The 11,155-nt window shown below is 60.0% G+C and carries 10 protein-coding genes; 4 read left to right on the top strand and 6 right to left on the bottom strand.

From position 1 onward, the window contains the following. Positions 1-12: 12 nt before the first annotated feature. Positions 13-891: an AraC family transcriptional regulator gene (locus tag CLR77_RS06240; protein ID WP_097459776.1), complete on the bottom strand. Its 879-nt coding sequence runs from the start codon at positions 889-891 to the stop codon at positions 13-15. A 168-nt stretch (positions 892-1,059) separates the two neighbouring features. On the opposite strand from CLR77_RS06240, the gene CLR77_RS06245 reads away from it, so the two are divergent. Beyond that, a complete protein-coding gene (locus tag CLR77_RS06245) occupies positions 1,060-1,962 on the top strand; it encodes a DMT family transporter (RefSeq protein WP_097459777.1) in 903 nt (300 codons plus the stop codon). Between the two features lie 49 nt (positions 1,963-2,011). Here CLR77_RS06245 and CLR77_RS06250 read toward each other — a convergent pair whose 3' ends face one another. The 5 genes from CLR77_RS06250 to CLR77_RS06270 all read right to left on the bottom strand — a co-directional run bounded on the left by CLR77_RS06250 (position 2,012) and on the right by CLR77_RS06270 (position 8,377). Beyond that, positions 2,012-3,085, bottom strand: a complete 1,074-nt coding sequence (locus CLR77_RS06250) for a hypothetical protein (protein ID WP_227519832.1) — start codon at positions 3,083-3,085, stop codon at positions 2,012-2,014. A gap of 145 nt (positions 3,086-3,230) precedes the next feature. Then, entirely contained in the window at positions 3,231-4,364 is a 1,134-nt protein-coding gene (locus CLR77_RS06255) for a hypothetical protein (RefSeq protein ID WP_097459778.1), read from the bottom strand. Positions 4,365-4,609: 245 nt separating this feature from the next. Beyond that, positions 4,610-5,410, bottom strand: a complete 801-nt coding sequence (locus CLR77_RS06260; protein WP_097459779.1) for an enoyl-CoA hydratase-related protein — start codon at positions 5,408-5,410, stop codon at positions 4,610-4,612. 10 nt (positions 5,411-5,420) lie between these two features. Further along, positions 5,421-7,580, bottom strand: coding sequence for an acetate--CoA ligase family protein (locus CLR77_RS06265; RefSeq protein WP_097459780.1), 2,160 nt, complete (start codon positions 7,578-7,580; stop codon positions 5,421-5,423). Between the two features lie 2 nt (positions 7,581-7,582). Next, entirely contained in the window at positions 7,583-8,377 is a 795-nt protein-coding gene (locus CLR77_RS06270; RefSeq protein ID WP_097459781.1) for an enoyl-CoA hydratase/isomerase family protein, read from the bottom strand. Positions 8,378-8,544: 167 nt separating this feature from the next. Here CLR77_RS06270 and CLR77_RS06275 point away from each other — a divergent pair, with 167 nt between their 5' ends. The 3 genes from CLR77_RS06275 (at position 8,545) to CLR77_RS06285 (ending at position 11,094) form a co-directional block, all read left to right on the top strand. Then, entirely contained in the window at positions 8,545-9,477 is a 933-nt protein-coding gene (locus CLR77_RS06275; RefSeq protein ID WP_158227132.1) for a MurR/RpiR family transcriptional regulator, read from the top strand. 23 nt (positions 9,478-9,500) lie between these two features. Then, positions 9,501-9,941, top strand: a complete 441-nt coding sequence (locus tag CLR77_RS06280; protein WP_097459783.1) for a universal stress protein — start codon at positions 9,501-9,503, stop codon at positions 9,939-9,941. Positions 9,942-10,113: 172 nt separating this feature from the next. Continuing rightward, a complete protein-coding gene (locus CLR77_RS06285; protein WP_097459784.1) occupies positions 10,114-11,094 on the top strand; it encodes a TAXI family TRAP transporter solute-binding subunit in 981 nt (326 codons plus the stop codon). Positions 11,095-11,155 lie beyond the last annotated feature (61 nt).

Here is an 11,155-nt window from a genome sequence, read left to right on the forward strand (position 1 = left end):
GACGCCGTGCCTCTATCGGAAGCGGCCGGGCGTAACACCGTAGCGCTGGCGGAAGGCGCGAGTGAACTGGCTTTGATCCGTGAAGCCGCATTCCAGTGCGATGGCCATGATCTTGGCATCACTGGCGCGCAGCAGGTGTCGCGCGCGCTCCAGCCGGCGATGCAGCAGATACCGGTGGGGCGGCGCACCGAAGCTGGTTCGGAACAGGCGCGAGAAATGCCAGGGGCTAAGGTGCACCAGTTCAGCCAGCTGATTAAGGCTGATGGGTTCCGCCAGGTGACTCTCGATGAACTCGCGGACCCGGCGGCTTTGTTCGGCAGAGAGCCCGCCCCGGACTTTGGGCGCGCGCCGCAGCTGGCTGGAGTGGCGCTCGACGACCTGCAACAGCAGCCATTGGGTCAGGTGGTCGACAGCCAGGCGTTCGGTGGGACTTTCCCAGGCTGTCGAGGCCAGAAGCTGGCCGGCTTGCGCCAGGAGCGGATCGGCGACCTGATAGCGTTCCGTCAGCGAAATGTGGCGCGATTCACTGTCCCAGACCTGTTCGATACAGCGTTGCAGATCGGTATCGTCGAAATACAGGTGGAGGAACTGGAAGTGATCTTCGATCAGCCAGTGGGACTGGCTTTGTGCCGGGAACAGGCAGACCGCGCCCTGGAAGCCATGACTGACCGGCCTTCCCGCCACCAGGCGGCTGGTCCTGTTGCCGGCGAGGGTGTAAACGCTGAGCGCATGGTGTTTGGGGCGCTCGTAATGGGCTTCGCCCTGACGGTTTTCCCAACTGGCCAGCGCCATGCCGCCGTCCAGCGTGACGGTACGCAGCGGCGCCGCACCGGCGCGGCGCAACGCGGAGGCGACATCTCTGTCGGTGGTGGGCATGTCGGTTGGCTGCATGGCGATTATCCGTGGTTCAGCGTTACATGATCCGATGATCGAAGGCATAAGGGCAAGAGGCGCCGTATCAGTCATGATCGAATCCATCCAAGGCTCCGCAAGATTCTGCAAGCGGCACTGGCGCCATTCGTTCACAATGGGCCAGCATAAACCAGCTGGATTACGATGATGCCTGTTTCCCTTGCCTATGGTTTGACGGTCCTGATCTGGGGTCTGACCTGGACCGCCATTCACATTCAGGTGGCCTATGCGGTGGTCGACCTGTCGGTGTTCTACCGCTTTGTCGCGGCCTCGGCCATTGCGCTTTTGTCGCTGGGCCTGGCGCGCCGGCTGCCCCGGCTCACCCTGCGTCAGCATGGCTGGCTGGTGCTGCAGGGACTGATGCTGTTCAGTGTCAATTTCCTGCTGATCTACCGGGCGGCGGAGCATATGACCAGCGGTCTGCTGGCGGTCCTGTTTTCCCTGGCGTCCCTGTTCAATGCGCTGAACGGCTGGATCTGGCTGCGCCAGAAACCGAGTGCCCGTATCTATCCGGCAGCCGCGTTGGGTGTACTCGGCGTTACCTTGCTGTTCTGGCAGGATGTAACCCAGGGCGATGCGACGTTGGGATCGATTCTGTTCGCCGTGGCCGGAACCTACTGGTTCTCCTGTGGCAACCTGGTCACGGTCAAGGTTCGGGCAGCCGGTATCCCGTTGCTGGCGGGAAATACCTGGGCCATGCTGTACGGCGCCCTCGTGTTGGGGGCCTGGTGCCTGTTGAACGGTGTGCACTGGACATTGCCGCAGGCCAGCGGTTTCTGGTGGGCGACGCTGTTCCTGGCTGTTCCCGGCTCCATTGTCGCCTTTGCCACCTATCTGATCGTGATCCGTGAACTGGGAGCGGAAAAGGCGGGTTACGCCACCGTTCTCTTCCCTATCGTGGCATTGACGGTGTCGACCTGGCTGGAAGGCTTCCACTGGACGCCGAGTGCCTGGATCGGTACGGCGTTGGCCCTTTGCGGCAACCTGATCCTGTTCCAGAAACCGAAGGCGCCGCTGACCAAACCGCTGAGCCAGGAATCGCGGGGCTGAACGAAAAAACGGACCCGCCACAGGTGCGGGCCCGTTTCGAGGCGGCCTGTTACTGGTTAAGCGTCTGGAAGACCAGGCCCGACATGCTGTAGCTCGAGCCGTTGGTTATCTTCTGGTAGGTGGACTTGCTACCGAAGATATCCCACCAGGGCTTGTACTGGTAAGTGTAGGTGCTGAAGTCGACATTGATACCGTTGACGCCAAAGTTGTTGTCGGCGTAAGTGATGTCATTGCCGGTGGTGGTGTCGATGGTCTGACCGTGATTGATACCGGCGCTCATCAGAACCGGATAGTAGTTGTAGTAAAGCGCTCCGGGTGCAGAAACGGAAGTCCGTTTACCGTCCAGGTTTACGTAATTGACGCAGCTGTCGTAGGCACCGACCGTTGTGGCGCCACAGGCCGAGTGCAGCGGCACGACACCGTCATCCGTACCGGAGATGAAGGGGCTGGTGATACCGCCGTATTCCGAGCCGCCACCGACAAAGCGCAGGTGCGGAATGCTGGTCGGGCTGACCGCTTCGTTACGTGCCACTGTAGTCTGCAGGTCGTTGACCACGCCCATTTTGCCCGGTGTCGGATCGATGCCGGTAAATGCCTTGACCGCTGCTTTGAGCGCGTCGTTGTACCAGGCGTTGCTGTAGGCGATGCTGATCGCATCGTTGGCGAGTTCGGTGCCGCCGCCAGCGCCGGCGAAGTCGATTACCGCCAGGACCTTCAGCGGCTGATAACCGGCTGCCTGCAGCCAATGGGCCTGGTTTTCCATCACATAGCGGGTGACCAGGTCACCGGTCGAATGGGTGACGAATACACAGCCGCTGTTGCAGAGGCCGCTTTGGGAGATCTGCTTGAGTTGTGTGAAGGCTTCCTGGGCGATACCGCTTTCCAGGCGCAGGTTGCTGGCCCAGTCGATGCGCGCATCGGCATGGGCATCCCAGAATGCCTGCCAGTAGTTGTATCCGTTCTGCTCGACCTGCTGAAGAGTGGTCGGCGGGTTGGACAGATCGCTGTACTGGAAGCCATGCACCAGTACGACCGGACGTCCCGCCAGTTGCGCGGCGGCCGGCATGGAGAAGGCCAGCGCGAGGCTGGCCGCTATCAGGCTACGTTTCACGTTGCTGTGCATCGTTAGTTCTCCCCTTTTTGTTGTTGTTTGGAAGCCGTCCGTTGGCCCTGAAGCTTGTCCTGGTTGTTTTGCATCTCCATTGCGGACATCCGGGTACGACGGGTTTGATGCCCCCAGACTGCTGAAGTCGGGTTGCGCCCAGGTTTTAACCTGGCTGCGCGCTACGCAGGAATTCGAGTCTCGCCTTCGTCATTGGGTCCACCCAGGGCTGCTGGGAATAGTGATCAAAAGGAAAGCCCTGAACGGGAAAACTTTTCGGGTTCATGGGGCCGAACAATGTTCGGTCGCCGGGTTTGTCCGGCAGCTTGCGGATCATCAGGTCCTTCAGCACATAAGGCCCGGCATTGCCGGTTTCCTGCAGGGCGGCCCGATGGGCCTTGAGTTCGGTGTTGTTATCAAACTTCGATAGCTGGGCCTTGGTTTCCAGATGGACCAGCGGCTGGCCGTTGGTGCTGTAGAGGTCGCCGGACACTGCATAGTAGCCATCGCCGTCTAGGTCCAGGGTGACCGGAATAACCAGGTTGGGACCGTCGATCGAGGCATCACCGACGTCGCTGACCGTACCGATAGGGTCGTCGTAGAAAAAAGGCGCGACGGCGGCAACCGTATGATCGCCCGCGCTGCCACTGACTCGAAGGAGCAGCTCAGAAGGCCAGTCAGAAGTGGAACCTGCCGGTGGATCGACCACCAGCGCATAATCCTTGCCCTTGTCGGGTTGGCCCAGAGAACTGTTGTAGAGGACGTGGTTCTTGTCCGAAAGGATGCTGACGCTGTCCAGGCTGACGGTTGCTGCAGCTTTCCCGCTCACCGATGCAACACCGACGATCGGATCGCCCTTCTGGAAATGCAGTTGCTGCAGCAGCACCTTGATCTGGACGTGGCCGTCGGGAGTATCCAGCGGAATCGTGACGGGGAAGTACTGGTTATAGTGGAATTGCTTGATGCTCTGTGGCGTGACCGGTACGGAATAGGTCGGGAACTTGGCCATTTGGGCGTAAATATCCGCTACGCGGTGAAACTCGCTGGCGAGCTGGCCTTGCCAGCGGGCGATCTCGGCCGCATCGGGCTTATGGGGATGTTTCAGCAGGATATTCCCCGGCTTTGTGCCGGCAAGGGGGCCGGTCTGCTGGGGATGGAAATGGACAGCGTCCTGCTGCCCTGGGGGTTTTCCTCGCCAGGCGGCAGGTGTCCAGTGGTGCAGCGCAAAGACTGTCAACGCAACCACCGCGATAGCGGCGATTACCGAGCCAAACAGGCCCAGGCGTTGTTTTCCGGACATGATCACTGAGCTCCCACGACCGGAATTCGCCATTGTTGTCGTTATTCGGCGGCTAACCCGGTCGGCGTCGTGTTGTCATTATTGTTGTTGCCGGCACAGGGCTAAATTAGGCCAAAGATTAACAAAATGTAAATTTGTGTGAACGAATTTTGCGACGCAGCCAACACTTTCGACATTGGCCGGGAGGTGGGCGAGCTGGCGGACGGCGAATCTGGCCGCCTGCCAGCGGGTGGATCGGGGGCGCTCTACCGGCTGCTGCGGTCGAGGAAGCGTTGCACGGCTTCCGTGTGTTCAGGGTTGTTGTGACACATGCCCTGGAAGCAGGCGCAGAGATCGAGGAAATCGGGCAGTGCCATGCGCTGGGCGGATTTCATCAATCGCTTGGTCAGTCGCGTGGCCGCGCGAGGTTGGCCCGCGATACGCTTGGCCAGTTTGAGCGCATGGCCCATCAGCTCCCCATCAGGTACCACCTCCATCACCAGTCCCAGCTCCCGGGCTTCCTCGGCGGAGATCACCCGGCCGGTCAGCGTCAGTTCAAAGGCGCGTTGGTAGCCGATCAGGCGCTGCATGATCCAGGCGCCACCGTCCCCCGGGATAATGCCGAGGTTGAGGAAAGTTTCGCCGAAGCGCGCACTCTCTGCGGCAATACGGATGTCCGCCATGTTGGCCAGATCGAATCCGGCCCCGATGGCGGGACCATTCACGGCGGCAATGACAGGCACTTCGATCTTGTCCATGGCCAGGGGAATACGCTGAATGCCCCGGCGATAGCGGTTTTCCACTTCGGCGACATCGCCGCCGAAATCGCCGCTGCGGTCTCGCATATCCTTGATGTTACCGCCTGCGGAAAAGGCGGAGCCGGCACCGGTTAGCACTAATACCGAAACCGCATCCGCGCGGTTGACCCAGTCGGCGACGGTGACGATGTCGTCGATCAGGTGGGTGCCGGTCAGGGCGTTGCGCACATCGTCCCGGTTCAGTGTCAGCGTGGCGATGCCGTCGTCCAACTCCAGTCGGGCATCTTTCAAAGCGGGCAAATCGGTCATTCTGTCACCTTTAGTTGAGTTCGGGCGCTTTTACGATGATACGGGCATCCACCAGCTCACAGCCATCGGCCCGGGCGATGACCGGGTTCAGATCCAGGGATTCGATCTCCGGGTGCAGTTCCATCATGCTGGAAATGCGCAGCAACAAATCGATGAGCGCCTGCTTGTCCACCGCAGGTTCGCCGCGAATGCCATCCAGGATCCGCGACGCTTTGACCTGGGCAATCATCGCCTCGGCGTCATAACGGCTCAAGGGCGCGGCCCGGAAGGCGACATCCTTGAACAGCTCGACGAAGATACCGCCCAGCCCGAACATTACGACGGGGCCGAACACGGGGTCCCGGCTCGCGCCGATGATCACCTCGACGCCTTTTGTGGCCATGGGAGTGAGCAGAACCCCTTCGAGCCGGGCCTCGGGCGCATACTGCAGGCAGGACTTCTCAATGGCGTCCCTGGCATCACTCAGTGCCGTTTCGCCGACCAGGTTCAAGCGCACACCGCCGGCGTCGGATTTGTGCAGGATATCCCGAGACACGATTTTCATGGCAACCGGTCTGTCGGCATAGTCCGCTGCAGCGGCAAACAGGTCTTCCGCGGTATGCACCCAGCGGCTCTCCGGCAGCGGGATGCCGTAGTCGGCGAGCACCTGGCGCGCCTCGGGTTCGAGCAGGTCGCGACCTTCGCTCAGGGCGCGTGCAAAAAGCGTATCGGCGTCACTGGAGCGTTGCAGGGACAGGCGTTGGGGGGCGCTATTGGCGCGTTGCAGATAGGCACCCCGTTCAGACAGCGCCCGTAGGGTGCTGACGGCCAGTTCGATGGAGTCATAGACCGGGATGCCGGCTTCACGCAGTGTCATCAATGCGACCGGTCGGATCGGGGCATACAGGCTGTAGACCACCAGGCCCTTGCGCCTTGCCGCAACACTCTGTGCCATTTCCACGGCACAACGGTTCTCGGCTGACTCCAGCGACTGGTCGAAGCGGACACCGTAGCCGCCGAACATCCCCACCAGGAAGACCATGTCGACCTGGTCGTCCTGTAGCAGGATGTCGACGCATTCGGTAAAGAGGCCGGGGTTGGCATCGGTGCTGCCGGCGACGTCAATGGGATTGGCCAGTGACGCCTGGGGAAACAGGATGGATCCGAGCCTTGCGCGGGTCTGATCGCTCAGTTCCGCCAGCTCCAGGCCGGCTTCGGAAATGCGATCGCTGGCGATCGTTGCCTGGCCGCCGCCGTCGGAGAGGATCGCAATCCGCTTGCCGGGTGTTTGCTGAAGCAGGCCCAGGCCCTCGGCGACCGGCAGGATTTCATCCGAATGGCCGACGACGTTGACCCCATTCTGTCTCAGCAGGTCCACGGTCATGGCGTAACTGCCGGCGAGGGCGCCGGTGTGGGAACTGGCGGATTTCTGGCCGGCCTGGGTGCTGCCCGACTTGTAGACGACGACCGGTTTGACGCGGGTGGCCTCGCGTGCGGCATCCAGGAAGGCCCGGCCGTCCTTGAAGCCTTCGATATAGAAGGTGGCCACGCGCGTGTGCTCGTCCTCGCTCAGGTAGCGCAGATAGTCGCCAAAACCGATGTCGGTCTGGTTGCCGGGGCCGACGTAGGTGCTGAAGCCGATGTAGCCATTGCGCTGGGCTTCCAGGGCCAGGGCGAGGAGCATGTTGCCGGACTGGGAAACGATGCCGATATCACCAGGGCGCACATTCTGAAGCGCCAGGAGATTCACTTTCTTGTGCAGGTTGAACATGCCGGAGGTGTTCGGTCCTATGATGCGAACGCCTGCCTCGCGGGCGGCCGCCAGGGTTTCCGCTTCGAGTGCGACACCTTCACCACCAATTTCACCGAAGCCGCTGGCGAGGATGATGGCCCCGCGGGTTCCGTTGCGGCCACACTCGCGGAGCAGGCCCGGAACCGAGGACGCCGGTGTGCAGATCAGTGCCAGATCCGCAGCGGCAGGCAGTGACTGGACAGAAGGGTAGGCCCGTAGCCCGAGAATTTCCGGAGACTTCGGGTTGATCGGATAGATCTGCCCTTCGTAGCCGCCATCGATTAATCCCACCAGGGCTTTGTAGCCCCGTTTGGTCGGGTCGTTGGAGGCGCCGATAACGGCAATGGAATTGGGTGCCAGAAATGCGTGGAGTTCACTCCGTGAAGCCGCTTGATCCATGATCAGTACCCCTTGAACTGCGGCGAACGTTTTTCTGCAAAGGCATCGACACCTTCCTGCCAATCCTCAGTGACGGTGCAGGTGAAGACGCCATCCAGTTCGAGGCCCAGTTGTGTCTGCATGTCGCGGGCTTCACCGTCGTTGAGCAGACGTTTTGCCAGGGCCATCGAGACCGGTGCCTTGCTTGCCAGCTTTTCTGCGAATTCCGCCGCCGCCTGGCGCAGCTCATCGTCAGGGCAGGCTATTGTGGCCAGTCCGATCCGTGCCGCTTCGCGTCCATCGATCTTGTCACCCATAAACAGCAGTTCCCGGGCCTTGGCCAAACCGACCAGGCGCGGCAGGGTCTGTGTGACGCCACCACCGACATTGGTGCCGATGCTGACTTCCGGGAAGCCGATGCGGGCACTTTCGGCCATCAGGATAAAATCGCAGGCCACCGCCATCTCGGCGCCGGCGCCGAGGGCGTAGCCGTTGACGACGGCGATGACCGGCTTCTTCAGTTCGAAAATCGTCTGGCAGATGTCGTTGCCCAGCTGCAGATACTGACGTCGCTGAAAGGGGGTGCGACGGCCGCTGCCATGTTCTTTGAGGTCGGCTCCGACACAAAACGCTCTGCCTTCCCCGGTCAGGACCACCGCGCGGACATCGGGATCCGCCTCGGCGCGGCGCAGCGCATCGATGGTTTCCACGTATAGCTGCTCAATCACCGCGTTGAGGCGGTGAGGACGATTGAATCGGATTTCGGCGTATTGATCGATACGGCTATAGATGACCGTGTCGTAGGCAGGGGCAGTCATGATGGCTCCAACGTGATAACACATTTGTGTCGTCGTGCATGTTATGTGGAACAAATGTTTTTCGTTCAACCAAAATAATACATTTGTTTTTTTATTGCCATATTTTTGAAAAAAATGCATCATCGGCAAATTGCAGCATCAACCGGCGACAGAACCGAGGCTTTTGCATGGTGGAGACAAGCGAGCTGGCAACCGGGCAGGCGGTCGCGACAACGCAGGCGGATCAGCTGCTCAAAGCGTTGACGGACCAGCGCGATCAGATGACTCCTCAGTTGCAGCGGGCCGCGAGTTATATCCTGGAACACCCGGTTGAGGTTGCGCTCCTTTCCATTCGTAAGGCGGCAGCTGCCGCGGATGTAACGCCATCGACACTGACGCGGCTGGCGAAGGAGCTGGGATTTCTGCGCTATGACCAGTTTCGGCAGGTGTTTCAGGATGCCGTGCAGCGGCGCCGGCCTGTGACCTTCAGCAAGCGTGCGATATCCCTTCAGGATATGGCCAGCGCCTCCCCCGATAACGAAATCTTCTTCAACTACGCCAGCGCCGCGGCTGTCGACTTGGAACAGTTCTTCCAACCGGCCAATCGCCCCCGCCTGCAAGAAGCCGCGAAACTGGTCGTGGGTGCGCGCCGGGTCTATGCGATTGGCTTCCGGGACACCTTCTCCTGCGCCTATCACTTTGCCTACGTTGGTCGTATTGCCATGCCTAACGTGTCGCTGGTGCGAGGACTTGAAGGTACCCTATTAAGCGAGCTGGCAGAGATCGGTCCCAAAGACGTCGTCGTGGCCTTCGGTTTCAACCCCTATTCGACGGAAATCGTTAAGGCGCTGGAGGTCTTGCGGGACAGCGGTGCCAGACTGATCGTCATAACGGATACGCTGCGTTCGCCGCTGGCCGGCGCGGCAGAGATTGTGTTCACGGTCGGTATGAGCACCCCCCATTACTTTCCAACCATCCTGGCGTCCATGGCATTGGTCGAGGTGCTATTGGCGGAGTGTGTGTCGTTGGGTGGTCCGCGCATGCTGGACAGTATCAAACGTTTTGAAACCCGGATGGATGCCGTTGGCGGTTATATCCATCTCGATAATGAAGGTAACTGAGGCTCTCAAGGGGAGATCGCACCATGTTCAAGCGGATTCTGGTTCCTGTCGATCTCAACGAGCCGGACTTTTCCGAATCGGCTGTTGAGATGGCCATACGTGAGGCTCGCCTGGATCAGGGCGAGATCCACGTGATGACCGTGATGCCCGGTTTTAATTCGCCGTTGGTTGCAGGCTATTTCGATGCCGATGCGGTGGAAAAAGCGCGGGAGGCGGTAAAGATACAGTTGAAGTCGTTCGCCGCCAATCGCCTGCCCGCGGACCTTCCGCACAGCCTCTCTGTGCATGAAGGCCAGCCAGCGGATCGGATTATCCACCAGGCCGAGCATATGGGGGCGGATCTGATCATCCTGACCGCCCACCACCGGAGCCATTTACAGGAAGTGCTGCTGGGATCAAACGCCTCCAGGGTGGTCGAGCGGGCAGCGTGTTCTGTCCTGATCCTGCGTGGCGGAAAGGGGTGAGGGCTCATCCCACCACTGCGGTATAGGAGGAGAACAGACTGAAAGAGACTCGATTCGAGGTTGCTTCACGTCAGGGACGGTGGCGATAGGTATGGAAGCCGGTAAATCGCCATCCATAAATAAAAATACATTTCCGGTTAAAACGACCGTTTGCTATTGAAGGGTATTAGTTATGAAAAAGCTCTCCAAGTTCAAAGTCGCGTTAGCGCTGACGCTGGGCATCTCAACGATGTCTGCAACATCGGCCCAGGCGGCCAGTGGCCAGTTTGTGACCATCGGAACCGGCGGTGTGACGGGTGTCTACTACCCGCTGGGCGGCGCCATCTGCCGCCTGATGAATAAAGATCAGAAGCAGACCAAGGTACGTTGTTCTGTCGAGTCTACCGGTGGCTCGGTCTACAACGCCAACGCACTGAAAACGGGCGATATCGATTTCGGTGTCATGCAGTCCGACGTGCAGTACAAAGCCTATCACGGCGAAGGTCCCTTCAAAGGCAAGGCTGAGAAGAACCTGCGTGCTGTGTTTTCCGTGCACCCTGAGCCCTTCACCGTTGTCGCCCGTGCCGATTCCGGCATCAAGACGTTCGCTGACCTGAAAGGCAAGCGCGTCAACATCGGTAACCCGGGTTCCGGCCAGCGTGCGACCATGGAAATGCTCATGAAAGCCTACGGCTGGAAAAAGAGCGATTTCAAACTGACGTCCCAGTTGGCTTCCAACGAGCAGTCCAAAGCGCTGTGCGATAACAAAGTCGACGCCATCGTGTTCACGGTCGGCCACCCCAACGGTTCCATCTCCGAAGCCACCACGACCTGTGACGCAAAACTGGTCAGCGTGAATGGCCCGATCATCAAGAAGATCGTCGACAGCGAGCCCTACTACTCCTGGGCGACCATTCCCGGTGGTATGTACCGCGGTAACCCCAATCCGGTGACGACTTTCGGTGTTCGTGCCACGGTTGTGACGACTGCACAGCAGCCGGAAAAAATCGTTTACGAGCTGGTCAAGGCCGTATTCTCAAACTTCGATGAGTTCAAGAAGCTGCACCCGGCTTTTGCTCACCTGGAGAAAGCCGATATGGTTAAAGCCGCCCTGTCGGCGCCGCTGGCCGCTGGCGCCAAGAAATACTACGAGGAACAGGGATTACTGAAGTAATTCCTGAAACGGGGGGCCTGGGTCCCCCCGTGCATTGGATCGCAGTCTTGATCACGGCGGG

Origin of the sequence: Mangrovitalea sediminis, from assembly GCF_002514725.1 — a bacterium.
Classification (GTDB): Bacteria; Pseudomonadota; Gammaproteobacteria; order Pseudomonadales; family Oleiphilaceae; genus Mangrovitalea; species Mangrovitalea sediminis.